The sequence below is a fragment of the Pseudoalteromonas sp. L23 genome (assembly GCF_021728455.1).
In the GTDB taxonomy this organism is placed as follows: Bacteria; Pseudomonadota; Gammaproteobacteria; order Enterobacterales; family Alteromonadaceae; genus Pseudoalteromonas.
Window position 1 is genome coordinate 91623 of record NZ_JAKKCW010000014.1, and the last position, 20730, is coordinate 112352.

At 44.0% G+C, this 20730-nt stretch carries 17 protein-coding genes and 1 tRNA gene; 12 read left to right on the plus strand and 6 right to left on the minus strand.

Translation table 11 applies throughout. The features are described from left to right. Window positions 1-44 precede the first annotated feature (44 nt). Both L3V43_RS19415 and L3V43_RS19420 read left to right on the plus strand, forming a co-directional pair. Window positions 45-2702, plus strand: a complete 2658-nt coding sequence (locus tag L3V43_RS19415; protein WP_237117225.1) for a bifunctional diguanylate cyclase/phosphodiesterase — start codon at window positions 45-47, stop codon at window positions 2700-2702. A gap of 133 nt (window positions 2703-2835) precedes the next feature. Next, entirely contained in the window at window positions 2836-3666 is an 831-nt protein-coding gene (locus tag L3V43_RS19420; protein ID WP_237117226.1) for an arylamine N-acetyltransferase, read from the plus strand. A 48-nt stretch (window positions 3667-3714) separates the two neighbouring features. Here the strand turns inward: L3V43_RS19420 and cysQ are convergent, their stop codons facing one another. The 6 genes from cysQ to cysG are packed head-to-tail and all read right to left on the minus strand — an operon-like array spanning window position 3715 to window position 10633. Beyond that, window positions 3715-4485 (minus strand): 3'(2'),5'-bisphosphate nucleotidase CysQ, encoded by a 771-nt coding sequence (gene cysQ / locus L3V43_RS19425; protein ID WP_010376240.1) that lies wholly within the window; start codon window positions 4483-4485, stop codon window positions 3715-3717. Between the two features lie 3 nt (window positions 4486-4488). Beyond that, a complete protein-coding gene (gene cysC / locus L3V43_RS19430; RefSeq protein WP_010607813.1) occupies window positions 4489-5085 on the minus strand; it encodes an adenylyl-sulfate kinase in 597 nt (198 codons plus the stop codon). Window positions 5086-5096: 11 nt separating this feature from the next. Next, window positions 5097-6821 (minus strand): SLC13 family permease, encoded by a 1725-nt coding sequence (locus L3V43_RS19435; RefSeq protein WP_029215936.1) that lies wholly within the window; start codon window positions 6819-6821, stop codon window positions 5097-5099. A gap of 33 nt (window positions 6822-6854) precedes the next feature. Then, on the minus strand, window positions 6855-8270 hold the full coding sequence (gene cysN, locus L3V43_RS19440) for a sulfate adenylyltransferase subunit CysN (protein WP_237117227.1): 1416 nt from the start codon (window positions 8268-8270) through the stop codon (window positions 6855-6857). Next, window positions 8270-9169 carry a sulfate adenylyltransferase subunit CysD gene (gene cysD, locus L3V43_RS19445; protein WP_010376235.1) on the minus strand — a complete coding sequence of 300 codons (900 nt, stop codon included), beginning with the start codon at window positions 9167-9169 and terminating at the stop codon, window positions 8270-8272. The genes cysN and cysD overlap by 1 nt, the downstream gene beginning before the upstream one ends. A 42-nt stretch (window positions 9170-9211) precedes the next feature. Further along, window positions 9212-10633, minus strand: a complete 1422-nt coding sequence (cysG, locus tag L3V43_RS19450) for a siroheme synthase CysG (protein ID WP_237117228.1) — start codon at window positions 10631-10633, stop codon at window positions 9212-9214. 664 nt (window positions 10634-11297) lie between these two features. On the opposite strand from cysG, the gene deoC reads away from it, so the two are divergent. From deoC to rpoB, 10 genes are all read left to right on the plus strand, one after another. Continuing rightward, a complete protein-coding gene (deoC, locus tag L3V43_RS19455) occupies window positions 11298-12047 on the plus strand; it encodes a deoxyribose-phosphate aldolase (RefSeq protein WP_237117229.1) in 750 nt (249 codons plus the stop codon). Further along, window positions 12031-12531: a hypothetical protein gene (locus L3V43_RS19460; protein WP_102055952.1), complete on the plus strand. Its 501-nt coding sequence runs from the start codon at window positions 12031-12033 to the stop codon at window positions 12529-12531. Before deoC ends, L3V43_RS19460 begins: the two co-directional genes overlap by 17 nt. Window positions 12532-12627: 96 nt before the next feature. Beyond that, window positions 12628-12704 (plus strand) — tRNA-Trp (locus L3V43_RS19465). A gap of 133 nt (window positions 12705-12837) precedes the next feature. Next, window positions 12838-13215, plus strand: a complete 378-nt coding sequence (gene secE / locus L3V43_RS19470; protein ID WP_010376231.1) for a preprotein translocase subunit SecE — start codon at window positions 12838-12840, stop codon at window positions 13213-13215. Window positions 13216-13219: 4 nt separating this feature from the next. Beyond that, window positions 13220-13777, plus strand: a complete 558-nt coding sequence (nusG, locus tag L3V43_RS19475) for a transcription termination/antitermination protein NusG (RefSeq protein ID WP_010376230.1) — start codon at window positions 13220-13222, stop codon at window positions 13775-13777. 167 nt (window positions 13778-13944) lie between these two features. Further along, the gene (gene rplK, locus L3V43_RS19480) at window positions 13945-14373 is read left to right on the plus strand and encodes a 50S ribosomal protein L11 (RefSeq protein WP_010376229.1); all 429 of its coding nucleotides are present in this window, start codon (window positions 13945-13947) and stop codon (window positions 14371-14373) included. Window positions 14374-14379: 6 nt separating this feature from the next. Next, the gene (gene rplA / locus L3V43_RS19485; RefSeq protein WP_010376228.1) at window positions 14380-15084 is read left to right on the plus strand and encodes a 50S ribosomal protein L1; all 705 of its coding nucleotides are present in this window, start codon (window positions 14380-14382) and stop codon (window positions 15082-15084) included. A 337-nt stretch (window positions 15085-15421) separates the two neighbouring features. Then, entirely contained in the window at window positions 15422-15916 is a 495-nt protein-coding gene (gene rplJ, locus L3V43_RS19490; protein ID WP_010376227.1) for a 50S ribosomal protein L10, read from the plus strand. Window positions 15917-15987: 71 nt separating this feature from the next. After that, on the plus strand, window positions 15988-16350 hold the full coding sequence (gene rplL / locus L3V43_RS19495) for a 50S ribosomal protein L7/L12 (protein WP_070982798.1): 363 nt from the start codon (window positions 15988-15990) through the stop codon (window positions 16348-16350). Window positions 16351-16700: 350 nt separating this feature from the next. Further along, window positions 16701-20726 carry a DNA-directed RNA polymerase subunit beta gene (gene rpoB / locus L3V43_RS19500; RefSeq protein ID WP_102055954.1) on the plus strand — a complete coding sequence of 1342 codons (4026 nt, stop codon included), beginning with the start codon at window positions 16701-16703 and terminating at the stop codon, window positions 20724-20726. Window positions 20727-20730: the final 4 nt, after the last annotated feature.

The window sequence follows — 20730 nt, forward strand, 5'->3', positions numbered from 1 at the left end:
CCATTCTCCATAGTGCTCAACAGGTTTTTAAGCAAAGATTTCCTGTGTTGGGGTTCATCTTGCTGTTCGCCTGTTTGATATATGTTGGCTTGATAGCGAATATTTACTACCAGAACCAATCAGAAAGCAAAAGTGCGCAGGAGTTGACACGATTAGAATACTTACTGGATAGTAAGTTGCAACACGTTGCCCACCTACTGTATTCGATAGATGCCTACCTCAACACCCATCAAGATGCAGATTTTTATGAGATAGCGCAATCACAGCTCACCACGGCGAACTTAGGGTTGAGTATGGAAACATACGCAGTGGTTTCACCTGAGCAATTCTCTACATTAGAGAAAGTGCAGCGAGAAAGAGGGTATTTTGACTTTAAAATTAGAGGCAATGTAGATGATCAGGCTAACCAATGGCTGGTGGTTACCCGTGCCGCACCTGTGTCTGAAGTTGGCCAGACAGTCGGGCAGGCGGAGGTACTTGAGAGAGATATTTTTGCAGAGCGGGATGAGAATGACTTAACGACCTATGTCCGGCCAAATAGGCAAAAACTCAGTGTATTGATAGAGCAACCGCGTTTTGGAGAGTTTAAAACGCTACTGGGATTAAGTTTTGAGTTACCTTTTTTATTGGATTCACTATTTGGCCAATTATATCAGCAGCGTAAGCAACACTTATTGGTCTCTTCAAAAAAAGAAATTATTTATAGCTCCGATTGGCAGACACGTTTCGACCTTCAGAATTTAACGCCAAGTGCGGTACACACCATTAATTTTTATGGTTTGCCCATTACCATGCAGTTGTATGATGAGGCGTGTTTACATCCAAGTTGGTTAAATAACCATAGCGTACTGATTATACTCTTTTTAGGTATTTTGGCCGCCTGTATTTTATTGGTGTGGATCCAGCTAAGACAACTGAAAAACCGCAATGAAACTGTCAATAATTTAGTTGTTGAAAGAACTAAAAGCCTAGAGGTGTCTAACCACAGGTTACAAGTCGAATCTAATAAGCGCTTAGGGGCTTTGCAGCAACAGGTCGCTGCAGAGCGTAAGTATAAGAGTTTATTCGTTAATAGCCATGAAGGTTTATTTGTACTAGACCGCGAGGGCTATATCATTGACTCCAACCCCGCTTTCAATGCGTTACTTTTTGGTGGGCGTATTCCTTCGCCAAATACAGACTTTAGTGCGCTTATGCGAGACTCTGAGTGTCATGAACAGTGGAACCAGATTGTTGCCACGAAGCAAGCTCACCAAGAAATGGAGTGGTTAGCAAAAGCAGAATCGGGAGAGCATATCTGGCTTAGACATTCAGGGCATTGGCTGCATCAACCGGATAGTTGCCTGTATGAGGGGAGAGTGACGGATATTACTCAGGCTAAACTGTTCCAAGAGCAATTGCGATATAAAGCGCAACATGACAGCTTGACCGATCTGCTAAATCGTCAGAGCTTTGTGTCTTTGGTTGATAAGCTTCGTGAGCGTAAACGCGCCAAGTTTACTTTGCTATATATTGACTTAGACCGCTTTAAGCTAATAAACGATACCTTAGGCCATCAAGCCGGCGATAAGCTGCTTATTGAATTTGCAACAAGAATGCGTATGCTGCTTAGTAGCTATGCCGATATTGCCCGGCTTGGTGGTGATGAATTCGCCGTCCTTATTTACGATGGGCATCTACTTGAACCAATTGAGGGGGTGCTTGAAGATATTCTTGCGCGGATCCGAGCGCCATTTCTGTATCAGGGTAACAGTCATTGTGTAAGTGGTAGCGTTGGCGTACGTCACTTTACCGCTCCGTGTCTACATTGCGATGCAGAGAAACTACTACATGATGCCGATATTGCAATGTATGAGGCAAAGAAGCGAGGTAAGAACACTTATCATATATTCACTAATGCTATCGCTTGCGAAGCGGGTCGAAAGATCCAGATTGAGCAAGCGCTACAGGCAATAGTCATGTCTCGCGAATTAAGCCTGAATTTGCAGCCCATCTATTGTCAAAAAGGGCAGAATTTAAAAGGGTTTGAAGCGCTACTACGCTGGAATAGTCCAATGCTCGGAGAAGTAAGTCCCGCAGAGTTTATTCCCATCGCAGAACAATGTGCGAAGATTTCAGAGCTTGGTCGCTGGGTATTTGATCAGGCGCTCAATTTTATCAATGCCATAGGAGACAGTACCCTTTTTGTCGCGGTTAATGTTTCTCCGTTGCAACTCCAGTCGCAGGAATTTATCGATTGGTTAGTGTCTCGCTGTGAGGATGAAAATGTTGCGATGAAACAAATTAAGCTTGAGTTGACAGAATCCGCCATGATGGCAGAGGAAAACATGCTTATAGGGCCGCTGGAGCAACTTCATCAAGCGGGATTTGGCATCTATATTGATGACTTTGGCACAGGTTATAGCAGCCTTGCCCGGCTCAATCATCTTCCCGTGGATGGCATTAAAATAGATAGAGCTTTTATGTCCGGCATTGAGCTGGGTGGTAAGGCGACGCAACTCATTGAAGCGATTTGCGCGATTGCGCACAGTTTTAATCTAGTAGTGACAGCCGAGGGCATTGAAACGGCAGCACAGCTTGATACGTTATCAAGGCTTTATTGCCATCAAACGCAAGGCTATCTTATGTCGAAGCCGCTGGTTGTGGCAGAAGCTAAACGCCTCGCTTTGCCGAGCAAAAAAGTGCATCAGTTATTTGCCTAGTTAACCTGAGGTTTGGATAACAAAGTGACATCTTATGAGGTGATAGAAACAATGGTTGAAAAAGTAAAAATACCTATTGACCTTAACATGGGTTGAGGTTTTAACCTGCCTTCATCAACTTTAGGAGTCAGTCATGGAATTAGAAGCGAATATCAATCAATATCTTAGCAGCTTATCGTTACAGCACTTTGCTGGGATTGAGCTGGTCACCGAGTTACAACAAAAACACCTCTCTCGTTACGCCTTCTCAAGTATTAATGCCATGTATGGTGAGCGTCTGTTGCTTGACCCATTACCATTATTTAACCGCTTAGTGATCAACAAACAAGGAGGCTACTGCTTTGAGCATAACAAGGTGGCATTTTTAGCGTTGCAACAGCTTGGGTTTACGGTAAGGCCGGTTCTTGCGAGAGTAATGCTAAATGGTAACCTCTCCAATCCTCGTTCTCATCGGATGACATTGTTAAATTTGGATGGTGAGCAGTACTTGGTTGATGTAGGATTTGGAGTGAAGTCGCCTCGTGTACCGATTAACATCAATCAGGCCTTAACTATCCAAGGCCGGCAGACTTATCAGGTACAAAAAACAGCAGACACAGTCAAAGTGACTCTGTTAGAGGAAGGAGAAGCTCCGCTCACTTTATATCATGTCGACCTTGCTGAAGTGTTCGAATCCGATTGTGAAGTGGCACACTTTTATTCCCATCAACATCCTGAAGCGGCGTTTGTGAATAACTTAGTGGTCTCTCGAATTACAGATCGCCACCGTTATTTACTGCGTAATCAGAGTTATTTCGAATGGCATGAATGTGATGGCAGTGTTACTGAAACTAAAGTGGAGAGCTTTGCTCAGCTAGAGCAGTTAGTAAAAGAGACATTTTTGCTTGAAACGCCAAGAGCAGTTTTAAAAAGCGTATACGATAAAGTCCTAACTCGCGCCGCAAATAAACCAGTCGAACGTTAATTCGACTGGTTGTACGTGAATTAGTTTACGGTATTATCACCTTCTAGCTTAGTCTTCCAACCTAGAAACCACAAAATAGGGGTTAAGATACTCGGCTTTTTGATTATAGCGCAGAGGCTCGCCATTCACTTGGCTGACCTTTGCCCCTGCGATACTCGCCACCGCGTGTCCTGCTCCGGTATCCCACTCTGAAGTTGGGCCAAGACGAGGGTAAACATCGGCTTTACTTTCGGCCACTAAACATAACTTAAGTGAACTGCCTTTAGGCACCATGTCGACTTGCTCGAAGCGGGTAAGGTACTCGGCTAAATCTGGTGAAGGGTGTGAGCGCGAGCCAACTACTTTGATTAAACCCTGATTGGGCTTGGTGGTGACTTTGAGCTCTATGCGAGCTTCACCCGTTTGCTTGAACGCGCCAATACTTTTTTCTGCAAGGTAGCTTTCATTAAGTGCTGGAGCATGAACAACACCAAGAATGGGTTCACCGTTATTGATAAGTGCAATATTTACCGTAAATTCGCCATTTTTCTTGATGAATTCCTTGGTGCCATCAATGGGGTCAACCAGCCAATACTCTTGCCATTGTTGGCGTTCTTGCCAATCTATACCCGCGCTTTCCTCGCTTAATATCGGCATTTCGGGAGTTAGAGTCTTTAGGCCTGCAACAATAATTTTATGTGCAGCGAGATCTGCCTCAGTGACGGGACTTTCATCTTCTTTATATTCAACATTAAAGTCCTTGGCATAAATCTCCATAATCGCTTCACCAGCGCGAATACTTAGATTTAATACTTCTTCCAGCAGATCCGTATGATTCATGACTTACCCTATTAAATTTTTTGACAGTAGATAGTGTATTAGCTGCTGGACAGATTCTTCCAGCGACTGCTCGGAAGTATTTAAACATATTTCTGGACTAATTGGGGGCTCATACGCCGAATCTATGCCAGTAAAATGTTTTATTTCTCCAGCACGCGCTTTTTTATACAAACCTTTAGGGTCTCGTTGCTCGCAAACTGCAAGCGGCGTATCTAGATATACTTCAATAAACTCGCCGCTTGCGACTAAGTTACGCACCATGTCTCGTTCAGCTTGAAAAGGTGAGATAAAAGCGGTGAGTACCATTAGTCCCGCATCTACCATGAGTTTGCTGAGTTCACCCACTCGACGAATGTTTTCGACGCGGTCTTCATCACTGAACCCTAAGTCTTTACACAGTCCATGCCTGACATTATCCCCATCAAGGAGGTAGGTATGTATGCCTTTTGCTTGCAGTGCATGCTCAAGTGCATTGGCCACGGTGCTTTTACCTGAGCCAGAAAAGCCTGTAAACCACAGCACGCAAGGCTTATGACCTTTTAACTCGCTACGTTTTGTTTTATCTACGGCATAGTTATGCCAAACAATATTTTCGTCCATACTTTGCTCTATTAAAATGGAAAGACAAATGGAATAACAGTCAGTACCGTCGCTGAATAAATCAACGACAAGGGCAGTCCCATGGTGACGTAATCACGAATTCGATAGTTGCCTGCGCTATACACCATGAGGTTAGTTTGATAGCCAAAAGGTGAGATAAAGCTCGCGGATGCGCCAAAGGCTACCGCCATTACAAATGGTAATGGACTTACATCAAAGCCACTTGCCAGCGCATAAGCTACTGGGAATGAAAGTGCTGCCGCGGCATTGTTAGTGATGAGTTCGGTAAATATCACAGTCATCACAAAAATGGCGATAAATGCACCGTAAGGACCAAAATCCCCTAACAACCACAATAAGCTCGAAGAAATCTCGGCTGCCAGCCCGGTTTCAATCATTAACTTCGCCAGTCCTATCGCACTGCCAACAATAGCGACAAGCTCAATAGGAAAACGGCGTTTCATCTCTGGGACTTTAATTGTACCGAGCACCACAAGGGCAGCGAGTAACACGATTAACCCTTTTACCAGCGGTACAACTCCAAAGATGCTAAGGCCAACCACTGTCGCAAAACTCGCAAGTACGGTGTTGGACTTATTGCGAGATAGATGTGTTTGTAAATCTAGGCCCGAGATATACACAAATTCGCGTTTGAGATTGGGGAGTGCATAAAAATCGCTGCTTGGTGCTAGTATTAAAGAGTCACCCGCTTGTAATTCGACCTGACCGATTCCACCTTGTAGGCGATCATGACCACGACGTATCGCAATAATAGCAGCATGAAACTGCTCTCTAAAGCGGATCTCTTTAATGGTTTTTCCAAGAAAGCGTGAAGACTGACTGACGACCACTTCCACCAAGTGCTCAACGTCTTTCTCGTGTTTATCATGGACTATCTTTAATCCATCGAAACGCTGTAACAGTGGCACTGAGTTGATGTCGCCCACAAATAGCAGAACATCACCAGCAAGAATTTCTTGCTGTGGCGTAACGGCGCAGATCCGTCGTTCACCACGAATGATTTCAGCAAGAAATAAGTCTTTGAGGTCGCGCAGGCCGTTTTCTTCAACCGTGCGGCCAACTAGCTTGGAACTTGGCTCAACTTTCCCTTCTAAATAAAACGGCACGACCTCATCATTATTTTTGCCGTTGTCGGGCAAATATTTGAGCATAATCGTGATGGTCAATAAACCAACACTCAGGACGGCGAGACCAACTAAGGTAAAGTCAAAAAAGCCCAGCGGTGCCATCCCTGCTTCTACGGCAAAGCCATTAACAATAAGGTTGGTAGAAGTACCTATTAGCGTTAACGTACCACCTAAAATAGCGGTATAAGAAAGCGGTAATAGCAGCTTAGAAGGCGCGTGTGTTTTGCTCTCTTTAACGGTGGTGATCAGCGAAGCAACCACCGCAGTGTTATTGGTAAAAGAAGACAAAAAGGCGGTGGATAAACCCAGTTTAATCACCGCTTTTGCGAGACTACCTTGTGCCATTGAGTGGGCGAGTTTTTTGACTAAGGTTGTTTTTTCAATCGCAATAGAAACTAGGATAAGTAGCACAAGCGTGATTAAAGACGGGTTCGCATAATTCACCAACATCGATTCAAGATCGATGAGGCCAGTCAAATAACTAGTGGCGATTGCGCCTGTGAATAGCCATGCAGCGTTAATGCGTGTGGCAAAAAGACACACGACTAACGCTAGCATAATGCCTGTTAAAATGACTTGTTCCATAATGACGTCATACCTCGTCTAACAGGCTAAATTGCATTATTTTAGCTTCGAAATATCAAGCGCTTGCCAATGAGGGAAGTGCTTGCGAACTAATGCATTAAACTCAATCTCAAATTCACTAAACTGACTTGAGGACGTTGCTGTTGCGGCTTGAACCGTTTCCACCATACCTGCACCTATCGTTAGGTTAGATAGGCGATCAATTAAGATAAACGAGCCGGTTTCACGATTATTTAAATACTCATCCGCAACGACATTTTCTGTCAGCTCGATGGTTACGATAGCAATTTCATTTAATGACAATGAATCGGCTTGGCCGTGCTCAAGTGTATTCACATCGATAGTGTGCTCGATATTTTTCACGATTGCCGCGGTTTTCTTGCTACCCAATTTAAGGTTATAACTTTTACCCAATTGTAGTGGTGTTTCGTGCATCCATACCAGCTTAGCAGTGATCTGATTCGTCACCTGAGCAGTCGACTCTACAGGCACTATCACGTCGCCACGACTCACATCGACTTCATCTGCTAGGGTGATAGTGAATGCTTGTCCGGTTTCCACTTGAGTTAGATTGCCATCAAAAGTCACGAGTTCTTTAATGGTTGAAGTCTTACCTGATGGCAATACTTTAACCGCTTGGCCAACGCTTAAGCTACCAGAGGTTAATGTGCCTTGGAAACCACGAAAGTCTAGATTAGGACGCACAACATATTGCACCGGGAAGCGCGCTTCAAAACCATGATTAGGCTCTGCCGCAGGAGAGTCTTCCAGCAGTTCCAGCAATGGTTTGTCTTGATAATAAGGCGTTTTGTCTGAGCGATTTACAACATTGTCGCCTTTAAGTGCTGACATTGGCACAAAGCGAATATCTCGTACGTTCAGTTGTTCAGCAAATTTCAAATAGTCGGCCTTTATGCGCTCAAATACGGCCTCATCAAAATCAACAATATCCATCTTGTTTATCGCGACAACGAACTGTTTGATACCCAGTGAATCACAAATAAAGCTATGGCGTTTAGTCTGAACTTGGACACCATAACGGGCATCGACAAGAATAATGGCCAAATCACTGGTCGAAGCACCCGTAACCATATTACGGGTGTACTGCTCGTGTCCTGGCGTATCGGCAATAATAAATTTACGCTTCGCAGTTGAGAAATAGCGGTAAGCCACATCAATGGTAATACCTTGCTCACGCTCTGCTTGTAAGCCATCAACAAGTAACGCTAAATCTAGATCTTCACCCGCATTGCCGACTTTTTCATTGTCTTTGTGTAGCGCAGCTAATTGGTCTTCATAGATTTGATGGCTATCGTGCAGCAAACGGCCGATCAGCGTTGATTTACCATCATCTACGCTGCCGCAGGTCATCATGCGCAACAAACTCTTGTCTTGCTGACGTGCTAAGTAGGTTTCAATGCCTAATTCTTTCACTTCATTTGCTGTTGACATTAGAAATACCCCTCGCGCTTTTTCTTCTCCATTGACCCTGACGAATCGTGATCAATCACTCGTCCTTCACGTTCTGACGACGTAGATAACAACATTTCTTCGATAATTCCGGTAAGTGTATCGGCTTCTGATTCAACAGCCCCCGTTAGTGGGTAACAGCCTAGCGTTCTGAAGCGTACTGATTTCATTTCAGGCACTTCACCTTCTGCAAGTGGCATACGGTCATCATCGACCATAATTAACGTTCCGTTACGCTCGACAACCGGTCTTGGCTTAGATAGGTAAAGTGGCACTATCTCAATACCTTCTTGGTAGATATATTGCCAAATATCGAGCTCTGTCCAGTTTGATAATGGGAAAACTCGAATGCTTTCGCCAGGGTTCACTTGGCCGTTATACGTATTCCATAACTCCGGACGTTGGTTTTTAGGATCCCAGCGATGGTGTTTATCTCTAAATGAGTAAACTCTTTCTTTTGCGCGAGATTTTTCTTCATCACGGCGCGCACCACCAAAAGCCGCATCAAAGCCATATTGATCTAGCGCTTGCTTAAGGCCTTGTGTTTTCATGATATCGGTATGCTTAGATGAACCATGAACAAATGGACTTATATTCATCTCTAGCCCTTCTGGGTTTTTGTGCACAAGCAGTTCAAATCCATACTCTTTTGCTAATCTATCGCGAAACTCGATCATTTCTCTAAATTTCCAATTGGTATCAACGTGGAGTAGAGGAAAAGGGATCTTCGCAGGGTAGAAAGCCTTACGAGCAAGATGAAGCAGTACCGACGAGTCTTTACCAATCGAGTACAGCATTACTGGGTTTTCAAACTCTGCGGCAACCTCTCGGATGATCTTTATGCTCTCAGCTTCGAGTTGCTGGAGATGGGTTAAAGCCATGATTAATGTCCTACTTATAAATTTAACTATCTGTTACGGTTATTACGCGACTTGCGTAATGGGTTGAGCAAAGCTACTGATTTGATTGTTCTTATTAAACCAAGCTAATTGCTCATGTAATGCTGCTACTTCACCAATAATCAATAGTGCTGGCGACTGAATATCATGCGCAGTAATAGTCTGTGCAAGTTGATCTAATTGTGTTTTTACTACACGCTGAGATTTACGCGTGCCATTCTCAACAATTGCTACAGGTGTATTCGGCGAGCGGCCATAAGCGAGTAATTGTGCCTGAATGTGTGGAGATTTTATCACTCCCATGTATACGGCAAGCGTTTGATTCGCCTTAGCTAAGCCTTCCCAGTCGAGTTCTTGTCCATCTTGCTTGCAATGCCCAGTCACAAATTGAATAGCTTGAGCATGATCTCTATGAGTTAATGGAATACCAGCGTATGCGCTACATCCTGCAGCAGCAGTAATGCCCGGAACAATTTGATATTTAACGCTATTTTCGGCCAACACTTGCACTTCTTCGCCACCGCGACCATAAATAAATGGGTCGCCGCCTTTTATCCTACAAACCTTTTTACCTTGTTTGGCTAAGTCAACCAAAATCTCGTTGGTGTGTTCTTGTTTAACACTATGATTACCGGCTTTTTTGCCCACGCAGATTAAATCAGCGTCACGACGTACAAGGTCCATTATTTCGTCAGATACCAGATAATCATACACTACCACATCGGCTTGTTGCATTAGTTGTAATGCCTTAAGCGTCAGTAGCTCAGGGTCGCCAGGACCCGCACCGACGATATAAACTTCGCCTTCAGGGGAGGGAGTGCTTTCTAGCATGGCTTCAAGTTGAATTTGTGCATTTTCATTGTTACCAGCTTGTACTTCACTTACCACATTTGAATCAAAGACAGATTCCCAAAACTGACGGCGGTCAGCAAAGTGTTTAAAGCGCGCTTTCACTTTATGTCTGAATTGACCGACAAGCGTTGCCAGCGGACCTATATGCTGTGGAATAAGGGTTTCTAACTTCTCTCGTAATCGTCTTGCAAGGACGGGCGCAGTTCCAGCACTGGATATGGCAATCGTTATAGGGTTTCTATCCACGATTGACGGAAAAATAAAATTACACTTTGGTTGGTCGTCGACTACGTTAACGAAAAGGTTTCGCGCTTCAGCAAGCTCTGCTACCTCTGCATTTACGGCCTCAATATCCGTTGCCGCAACGACTAACATGGCATTATCTAGGTCTGATGCATCAAATGGCTTATGTCGAAGTGCAACGCTTGCATCCGCTGCTAGTGATAAAAGCTCAGTGCAAAACTCAGGTGAAACCAAAGTGACTGCTGCATTGGCTTTCAAAAAGGCGCGGCACTTTCTCAGCGCAACTTCACCACCACCTACAATCAATACAGGTTTATTTTCTAGTTTGGTAAAAATTGGCAAGTATTGCACGATAACCTCTGCTAAACATCACGACGGTTGATATCAATATTGATTGATATCAGTAATAGAGCGCAGCATATAGAGTTGCAAATGTGGGAAAAAATAATTTAAACCGACTCCATATAACCAAAAGTTATAAAAAAACCAGTTAAATGTAATTTTCTTTTTGTTTCATTAGGTTAACTTAAGTTTTTGCTGTGATTTGACGATTATAGTGTTTGGTTATGAGATATTCATTTAATGAACAATAGTAAAAACCGCGTCCGACAGGTAATTGTATGCGGACATTTGTCCTATTGTTGGTCCTGCTGTATGCATTTAACTAGGGTCTGTTGACCTTTGCTGTTTGATTTTTGTTCTTCTGAGTGGGTTTTGGTCGCGGCGCTCAATTTGCTGCCTAGTAATCTAGGCAAAAGTTGAGCAACAATGAACAAAGCGCACTCAGGTGAACCCAAAGGGCAGCGCTTGATTGGCATTTCTTCTGTGTTGCCCCACAAGGATGTGGGGTAAGGTGACTTTGCAGGAGCACAAAGTCTTTATCGCCTAACTCACATAGAGCAACTATGCTACGCAGGCTCTGCCTTGTATAAATACCAATCAAGTTGCTGCAAAAACAAACTTGAAAGATGAACAGGCCCTAGGCTTATTACATAGAATGAAAAGGAACACGGTAATGACTTTACAATCTGATGCTCGGTTGTCGCTGAGTTTAATGGATTTAACCTCTTTGAAAGAGGACGATACGCCGGCAAGTATTCTCGCATTATTGAATAGCATTAACCCTGATATCGGACTACCAGCGGCGATTTGTGTGTATCCGCAGTTTGTGATGTTAGTAAAAGAAGAGTTGGAAAAGCGTGAGTGGCCGCAGATAAAAGTGGCAACGGTGACCAACTTCCCATCTGGAGAACAAAAGCTCCAGCAGGTCGTTGCACAAACTCATTCAGCAATCGCAGATGGTGCCGACGAAATTGATCTTGTGCTTCCTTATCAGCAGCTGATGGCGGGTGACCCAGATACACCTTGGCAATATGTGCATTCAAGCAAGCTTGCTTGTCAAGGTAAAGCAAAGCTCAAGGTCATCATCGAAAGTGGCGTATTGGCTAAACCAAAGCTCATTGCGGAAGCCGCGCAGCTTGTCATTATGGCGGGCGCGGACTTTGTTAAAACAAGTACAGGAAAGGTTGCTGTCAATGCTACACCTGAAGCGGCTGAAGTTATCCTTAAGACAATCAAAAGCAGCGGTAAATCGGTTGGATTTAAAGCGGCCGGTGGAGTAAAGTCAGTAGTTGAAGCGCAGCGATATTTACGATTGGCTGAAGAAATTATGGGGGCCGAGTGGCTCAATGCCAAGAATTTTAGATTCGGTGCTTCAAGCTTATTGAGTGATGTAGCAGTGGTTGTGAATGGACAGAGCGAGTGAAGCAGAAAAAATAAAACTTGAGCATGACGCGGCTAAACTGTTTTTACGCAGTTATGAAAAGCAGTTTGCAGTGCATATGCGCCATATTTGGCACAATGAGCCCAATAAACCGGACGTCAGTTGTTATCAAGGAAAAATACAGCTTGATATAGAAATAGCCCATTTTTATGCAAGTGAGAAAGAAGCGATGGCTGTGCTTGGACGTCAGCTGTCTCTCTCCACGCAAAGAGAGCTGGCAGCAATGAGTCAAGCCGCTGACTCCGATCAACTGAGTATCGGCTTACAGCGGCTGCTCAATCAAAAAGCCAAAAAATACTATGATTCACAACGTGTTTGGTTGTTAATTCGAAATGCTAGCCCCATCTATCATCTTGATGATTTTAAGCGCTTAAAAGCCACTTGGGAGATCCCTGATTGTCATCCATTTGAGCAAGTTTGGGTGCTTTGTGATTTTTATCACGGAGATTTATTGCGTCTTTTCTGAAGACGTCGTAAAACCAAGTTTAGATTAAATGTTACTTTGCATATCTTTTACACTTGTTTTCGTTTGCTTCGTCAGTATAATGGGCATCCACTTTGCAGGGGCGTAGTTCCAATTGGTAGAACAGCGGTCTCCAAAACCGATGGTTGCGGGTTCGAGTCCTGCCGCCCCTGCCAATTCAGCAACAAGTCCACATTTAAAATAACGTGACCCAAAACCACTTAAGTCGCTTATTTGTAAATTTGGATTGAATGGATTTACCCTGTTCTATGCGGGGTTGTTGTGTCTGTATTTAAGGTAAAATTGATTATGAGCACTAATGTTGAAAACTCGTCAAGCTCGATGGACACGGTAAAGTGGCTAGCTGCTATTGCACTTCTAACTGGTGCCGTAGTTGGTAATTATCTATATGCCGATTTATCTGTTTTAGTACGCGCTGTTGGCGTAGTTGCAGCTATCGCTGCGGCTTTGGGCATTTTGGTAACGACTGAAAAAGGCCGTACCTTTATCGCTTTTGCTAAAGAATCACGTATTGAAGTACGTAAAGTTATCTGGCCAACGCGTCAGGAAGCGACTCACACTACTTTCATCGTGATCATTGCAACGGTGATTATGGCATTAATCCTATGGGGATTAGATGGTATACTTTTCCGTGCAGTAGGCTTTTTAACTGGATTGGAGATCTGATCCCATGTCGGATGAGAACAAAGAAAAGAAATTACGTTGGTACGTGATCCAAGCGTTTTCGGGTTTTGAAAAACGCGTAGCACAAACCATTATCGAGCATATTAAAATCGAAGGGTTAGAAGACCTATTCGGTGAGATCCTTGTGCCGACTGAAGAAGTGGTTGAAATGCGTGCAGGTCAGAAACGTAAATCTGAGCGTAAATTCTTCCCTGGCTATGTATTAGTTCAAATGGTAATGGACGATGCGTCTTGGCACTTGGTGAATAGTACACCGCGTGTAATGGGCTTTGTTGGTGGTACGTCAGACCGTCCTGCACCAATCAGTCAAAAAGAAGCGGATCGTATTCTTAACCGTCTGCAAGAAAATGCTGAAGCACCGAAACCTGCTACTTTATTTGAGCCGGGTGAAGTGGTTCGTGTTACAGATGGTCCATTTGCTGACTTCAACGGTGTGGTTGAAGAAGTGGATTACGAAAAGAGTCGCCTGAAAGTTTCGGTACTTATTTTCGGTCGTTCAACGCCTGTAGATCTAGAATTTGGTCAGGTTGAGAAAGACAAATAAATTCTAACTTGAAAAAGTTGTCAAAGGCCGCTGATTAATCTATAATCAGCGGCCTTTTTGTTGTACGCAAAAATATGCGGCAAAAAGACTGAATTTTTTAACTGGGAAGCCGTTTGAGTACGCGTCCTCACGCGCACGAGGCAAAGACCCACAATTGAGGTATTATCATGGCTAAGAAAGTTGAAGCTCTAATCAAGCTACAAGTTGCTGCTGGTATGGCTAACCCTAGTCCTCCAGTAGGTCCTGCACTAGGTCAACACGGTGTAAACATCATGGAATTCTGTAAAGCGTTCAACGCACGTACAGAGTCTATCGAAAAAGGCGCACCTGTTCCTGTTGTTATTTCTGTTTACAGTGACCGTTCTTTCACTTTTGAAATGAAGACTCCACCTGCGGCATACCTTCTTAAGAAGGCTGCTGGTATCAAGTCTGGTTCTGGTCGTCCTAACACTGAAAAAGTTGGTACAGTTACTCGTGCTCAACTTGAAGAGATCGTTGAGACGAAACGTCCAGATCTTACTGCTGCTGATATGGACGCAGCTGTACGCACGATTGCAGGTTCTGCACGTGCAATGGGCTTGAACGTAGAGGAGTAATTGAGAATGGCTAAATTAACTAAGCGTATGCGTACTATCCGCGAGAAAGTGGATGCGACTAAAGAGTACGAAATCAACGAAGCTGTTGCTCTTCTAAAAGAACTTGCTACTGCTAAGTTCGTTGAAAGTGTTGACGTTGCTGTAAACCTAGGTATTGATGCTCGTAAATCTGACCAAAACGTACGTGGTGCAACTGTACTACCTCACGGTACTGGTCGTGATGTACGCGTAGCGGTATTCACTCAAGGTGCAAATGCTGAAGCTGCTAAAGAAGCTGGTGCTGATTTAGTAGGTATGGAAGACCTTGCAGAGCAAGTTAAGAAAGGCGAAATGAACTTTGACGTTGTTGTTGCTTCTCCAGATGCAATGCGCGTTGTTGGTCAGCTAGGTCAAATCCTAGGTCCACGTGGTCTTATGCCTAACCCTAAGACAGGTACTGTAACGCCTAACGTTGCAGAAGCTGTTAAGAACGCTAAAGCTGGTCAGGTTCGTTACCGTAACGATAAGAACGGTATCATCCACACTACTATCGGTAAAGTAGACTTTGACGCTAACCAACTTCAAGAAAACCTTGAAGCGCTAATCATCGCGCTTAAGAAGGCTAAGCCTTCTACTGCAAAAGGTACTTTCGTGAAGAAAGTAAGCATCTCTACTACGATGGGTGCTGGTGTTGCTTTAGACCAAGCTACTCTAAATACTCAAGTAGTATAATTTAGAGTTTAGCGTTTACATGGCGTAAAAATTAGACTATAATTTTGCGCCATTTTGTAGAGAAGTGTGCTTCTTTACAAAGCAAAGAATTCGGGTTGAAGCGTATAATTTCGAAAATTGTTTCCATCATGGTCTACAATGAATCGATAAATTGCGCTTCCGTCCAAGACCGTAGGTGGCTTCGGCCTTAATCGTCCTACGTAGACGGTGTGAATCCCAGCTAGATTTTCCTAATCTTCTGGCTCTCGCCGTAAAAAGCATCTCTGCTAAAGTTTTTAGCAGGGTAGAGTAGAACTGAAAAACATGTTTGTTTTTCTATAAACCAGGAGTAACACCCATGGCTTTAAATCTTCAAGACAAAAAAGCAATTGTTGCTGAAGTCAACGAAGCTGCCAAAGGTGCTCTTTCAGCAGTTGTTGCTGATTCTCGTGGTGTAACAGTAGGTGCAATCACTGCTCTTCGTAAAGAAGCTCGTGAAGCTGGTGTATGGATGAAAGTTGTTCGTAACACCCTAGCTAGACGTGCGGTTGAAGGCACTGATTACGAATGCCTAAATGAATCACTAGTTGGTCCAAGCCTAATCGCTTTTTCTTCAGAGCACCCTGGTGCTGCTGCGCGTATCTTTGCAGATTTCGCGAAAAAGAACGAAGCATTTGAGCTTAAAACTGCTGCATTCGAAGGCAAAATCGTTGACGTAGATATGCTTGCTAAGCTACCTACTTACGACGAAGCTGTTGCACGCTTAATGAGCGCTATGAAAGAAGCGTCTGCTGGCAAATTGTGTAAAACAATTGAAGCGGTACGTGTACAGAAAGCTGAGCAAGCTGCTTAATTTAAGCAACGCTCCTTTCTTTAATAAATTTTTTGAACCGCATGGGTTCGTAAATAATTAGGAAATTTGAAATGTCTGTAACTAAAGACCAAATCCTTGACGCTATTGCTGAAATGTCAGTAATGGAAGTTGTTGAACTAGTTGAAGCTATGGAAGAGAAGTTCGGTGTAACTGCAGCTGCTGCTGTTGTTGCTGCTGGTCCTGCTGAAGCTGCTGAAGAAAAGACTGAGTTCGACGTAATCCTAGCTGCTGCTGGCGGTAACAAAGTTGCTGCAATCAAAGCGGTACGTGGCGCAACAGGTCTAGGCCTTAAAGAAGCTAAAGCGCTAGTTGAGTCTGCTCCTGCACCTATCAAAGAAGGTGTATCTAAGGAAGAAGCTGAAGCGCTTAAGAAAGATCTTGAAGAAGCTGGTGCTGAAGTTGAGATCAAGTAATCTAGCTCCCGCTAGGTTCGCTGCCTGAGAAATCAGGCAAGGGCTGGTGATTATTTAATCACCGGCCCTTTTGCGCTATAGAGATATGCATTTCTATCGTGCATAAATCTTCGAATTTCACTGTAATTTTCAATAACTTAGAAGTTTTTGTTGAAAATCGCAATGGCATTTGAAGTAACACTAATTTGATGACATTAACGATTTGAATATAGCCTGAATTGTGCTCATTTAAGCCGTTAGTTAAGCAAGTTAGTGTGACAATTTAGATGTTGTTATCATGGCTTAGATGCCAGTGAAGTCTGTTCAATTTTGGACAGGTTGGGTCAAAGATCAGCAAGCTGAGGAACCCCATGGCTTACTCTTATTCTGAAAAGAAACGTATCCGTAAGGATTTTGGTAAACGTCCACAGGTTTTGGACATACCTTTCCTACTGCAAATGCAGTTGGAATCGTTCGATAAGTTCATTGCGCCTGATGCCGATGGCGATACTGGATTGGAAGCTGCTTTCCGTTCTGTATTCCCTATCAAGAGCTACTCGGGCAACTCTGAACTTCAATACGTCAGTTATCGTATTGGCGAGCCAGTATTTGACGTTAAAGAATGTCAAATTCGCGGTGTGACATATTCTGCTCCACTTCGCGTTAAACTACGTCTTGTGCTAATGGACAAAGATGCACCTGGCACAGTCAAAGACATAAAAGAGCAAGAAGTTTACATGGGCGAAATCCCGCTCATGACAGACACCGGTACTTTTGTAATCAATGGTACTGAGCGTGTTATCGTTTCTCAGCTACACCGTTCACCTGGTGTATTCTTTGATAACGACCGTGGTAAATCACACTCATCTGGTAAAGTGTTATATAACGCACGTGTGATCCCTTACCGTGGCTCATGGCTTGACTTTGAATTCGACGTTAAAGATAACCTTTACGTTCGTATTGACCGTCGCCGTAAACTACCAGCATCTATCATCTTACGTGCGCTAGAGTTCACTTCAGACGAAATCTTGGCACTATTTTTTGAAACGACAAGTTTCGAAGTAAAAGATGGCAAAGTGTTGATGGAACTTGTGCCTTCACGCCTACGTGGTGAAACCGCTGCATTTGATATTAAAGATGCAAACGGTGACGTATTGGTTGAAAAAGGCCGTCGTATTACTGCACGCCACATTAAGAGCATCGAAAAGCAAGGCATCGACACTCTTGAAGTACCGCATGAGTACATCATCGGTCGTGTTGTTGCTAAAAACTATATCGACGAATCAACAGGCGAAGTGATTGCAGAAGCGAACTCTGAACTATCACTAGAGCTTATGGCTGAATTGGTGAAGGCAGGTCACTCAAAGATCGATACGCTTTACATCAACGAAGTAGACAGCGGTGCGTACATGTCAGAGACATTACGTGTTGATTCTACTAACAATCGCCTAGAAGCATTGGTAGAAATCTATCGCATGATGCGCCCTGGTGAGCCACCAACAAAAGAGGCTGCAGAAGCGTTATTTGATAACCTATTCTTCTCTGAAGAGCGCTACGACCTTTCAACTGTTGGTCGTATGAAGTTCAATAGCCGTGTTGGTTATGATTCAGACGAAGGTGACGGTACGCTATCTAAAGAAGATATCGTGAGCGTGATGAAGGTATTGATCGACATCCGTAACGGTAAAGGCGATGTTGATGACATCGACCACTTAGGTAACCGTCGTATCCGTTCTGTAGGTGAAATGGCTGAAAACCAATTCCGTGTAGGTCTTGTACGTGTTGAGCGTGCGGTACGTGAGCGTCTAAGTCTTGGTGACCTAGATAACGTTATGCCACAGGATTTGATCAACGCTAAGCCAATCTCTGCAGCAGTAAAAGAATTCTTTGGTTCTTCACAGCTTTCACAGTTTATGGACCAGAACAACCCGCTTTCAGAAGTAACGCACAAGCGTCGTATTTCTGCATTAGGTCCGGGTGGTCTAACTCGTGAGCGTGCTGGCTTCGAAGTACGTGACGTACACGTAACGCACTACGGTCGTGTTTGTCCTATCGAAACGCCTGAAGGTCCAAACATCGGTCTAATCAACTCGCTATCTACTTACGCGCGTACAAACGACTATGGTTTCTTAGAGACTCCATACCGCAAAGTAGTAGACGGTATCGTTACTGACGATGTTGATTACCTATCAGCAATTGAAGAAGGTCAGTTCGTTATCGCACAGGCGAATACAACGCTAACCGATGACAACCAATTTGCTGAAGAATTGATTCCATGTCGTTTTAAAGGTGAATCAACCTTTATGCCAAGCGACAGCATCCAGTATATGGACGTATCTCCACAGCAGGTAATCTCTGTGGCTGCAGCGCTTATCCCATTCCTAGAACACGATGACGCGAACCGCGCATTGATGGGATCGAACATGCAACGTCAAGCTGTACCTACACTACGTGCTGATAAGCCGCTAGTTGGTACTGGTATTGAGCGTACACTAGCGAAAGACTCTGGTGTAACAATCGTTGCTAAGCGTGGCGGTATCGTTAAGTATGCTGATGCAAGCCGTATTGTTGTTAACGTTAATGAAGATGAGCGCATCCAAGGTGAAGCGGGCATCGACATCTATAACTTAACTAAGTACACACGTTCAAACCAAAACACTTGTATCAACCAGAAACCAACTTGTATGGTTGGTGAGCCGGTGGTACGTGGTGACGTGCTTGCTGATGGTCCTTCAACAGACCTAGGTGATTTAGCACTTGGTCAGAACCTACGTGTAGCGTTCATGCCTTGGAATGGTTACAACTTCGAGGATTCAATCCTACTTTCAGAGAATGTTGTAAAAGAAGATCGTCTAACGACTATCCACATTCAAGAGCTTCAGTGTATTGCTCGTGATACTAAGCTTGGTCCAGAAGAAATCACTGCGGATATTCCAAACGTAGGTGAATCTGCACTAGGTAAGCTTGACGAATCAGGCGTTGTATATATCGGTGCTGAAGTGAAAGGCGGCGACATCCTTGTAGGTAAAGTAACGCCTAAAGGTGAAACGCAGCTAACACCTGAAGAAAAGCTACTACGCGCTATCTTCGGTGAAAAAGCGTCTGACGTTAAAGACAGCTCACTACGTGTACCAAACTCTGTATCTGGTACGGTTATCGACGTACAAGTGTTTACGCGTGACGGTGTTGAAAAAGACAAACGTGCACTAGAAGTTGAAGATATGCAGCTTCGCGAAGCGAAGAAAGACTTCAACGAAGAGTTCAGAATCCTTGAAGGCGGTATCCTGACTCACGCTCGTAACCTACTGATTAAATCAGGTATGAGTGAAGAGCAGCTTGCTGGCTTTAACACTGAGAAGCTACTAACGCAAAGTCTTGCTGATGAAGAGCACCAAGCAGAGCTTGAGCAACTAGCTGCACAGTATGACGAGCTTAAAGCTGACTACGATAAGCGTTTCGAGAACAAGCGTCGTAAGATCACTCAAGGTGATGACCTAGCGCCTGGCGTACTTAAGATTGTTAAAGTATACCTAGCTGTTAAACGTCGTATTCAACCTGGTGATAAGATGGCGGGTCGTCACGGTAACAAGGGTGTAATCTCAACTATCGTTCCTGTTGAAGACATGCCTTACGATGATAAAGGTCGTACTGTAGATATCGTACTTAACCCGCTGGGTGTACCATCTCGTATGAACATCGGTCAGATCCTAGAAACTCACATGGGTCTAGCTGCTCGTGGTATCGGCGAACGTCTTGAAGAAATGATGAAAGAGCAACGCGAAATTCACGAGCTACGCGAATTCATCAAGAAAGCTTACGAAATCGGTGACTGCCGTCAGAAAGTAGATATTGCTAACTTCTCTGATGATGAAATCCGTCGCTTGGCAGATAACCTTAAAGGTGGTCTTCCAATCGCAACACCAGCATTTGATGGTGCACGTGAAGCTGAAATCAAAGACATGCTAGAGCTTGGTGGTTATCCAAGAAGTGGTCAGGTAACGTTATATGATGGTCGTACTGGTGATGCATTTGAGCGTCAAGTAACAGTAGGCTATATGTACATGCTGAAACTGAATCACCTTGTTGATGACAAGATGCACGCGCGTTCAACAGGTTCTTACAGCCTAGTTACTCAGCAGCCGCTGGGTGGTAAGGCACAGTTCGGTGGTCAGCGTTTCGGTGAGATGGAGGTATGGGCACTAGAAGCATACGGTGCTGCCTACACACTACAAGAAATGTTGACAGTGAAGTCGGATGACGTTAACGGTCGTACTAAGATGTATAAGAACATCGTAGACGGTAACCACAAGATGGAACCGGGTATGCCTGAGTCGTTCAACGTACTGTTGAAAGAAATCCGCTCGCTAGGTATCAACATCGAGTTGGAAGAAATTTAATCCG

Bases quoted from the DNA above. Each gene is read 5' to 3' on its own strand.
- L3V43_RS19420 (WP_237117226.1), top strand. From the start codon at position 2,836: ATGGAATTAGAAGCGAATATCAATCAATATCTTAGCAGCTTATCGTTA.
- cysQ (WP_010376240.1), bottom strand. From the start codon at position 4,485: ATGAATCATACGGATCTGCTGGAAGAAGTATTAAATCTAAGTATTCGC.
- cysC (WP_010607813.1), bottom strand. From the start codon at position 5,085: ATGGACGAAAATATTGTTTGGCATAACTATGCCGTAGATAAAACAAAA.
- cysN (WP_237117227.1), bottom strand. From the start codon at position 8,270: ATGTCAACAGCAAATGAAGTGAAAGAATTAGGCATTGAAACCTACTTA.
- cysD (WP_010376235.1), bottom strand. From the start codon at position 9,169: ATGGCTTTAACCCATCTCCAGCAACTCGAAGCTGAGAGCATAAAGATC.
- deoC (WP_237117229.1), top strand. From the start codon at position 11,298: ATGACTTTACAATCTGATGCTCGGTTGTCGCTGAGTTTAATGGATTTA.
- L3V43_RS19460 (WP_102055952.1), top strand. From the start codon at position 12,031: ATGGACAGAGCGAGTGAAGCAGAAAAAATAAAACTTGAGCATGACGCG.
- secE (WP_010376231.1), top strand. From the start codon at position 12,838: ATGAGCACTAATGTTGAAAACTCGTCAAGCTCGATGGACACGGTAAAG.
- nusG (WP_010376230.1), top strand. From the start codon at position 13,220: ATGTCGGATGAGAACAAAGAAAAGAAATTACGTTGGTACGTGATCCAA.
- rplK (WP_010376229.1), top strand. From the start codon at position 13,945: ATGGCTAAGAAAGTTGAAGCTCTAATCAAGCTACAAGTTGCTGCTGGT.
- rplA (WP_010376228.1), top strand. From the start codon at position 14,380: ATGGCTAAATTAACTAAGCGTATGCGTACTATCCGCGAGAAAGTGGAT.
- rplJ (WP_010376227.1), top strand. From the start codon at position 15,422: ATGGCTTTAAATCTTCAAGACAAAAAAGCAATTGTTGCTGAAGTCAAC.
- rplL (WP_070982798.1), top strand. From the start codon at position 15,988: ATGTCTGTAACTAAAGACCAAATCCTTGACGCTATTGCTGAAATGTCA.
- rpoB (WP_102055954.1), top strand. From the start codon at position 16,701: ATGGCTTACTCTTATTCTGAAAAGAAACGTATCCGTAAGGATTTTGGT.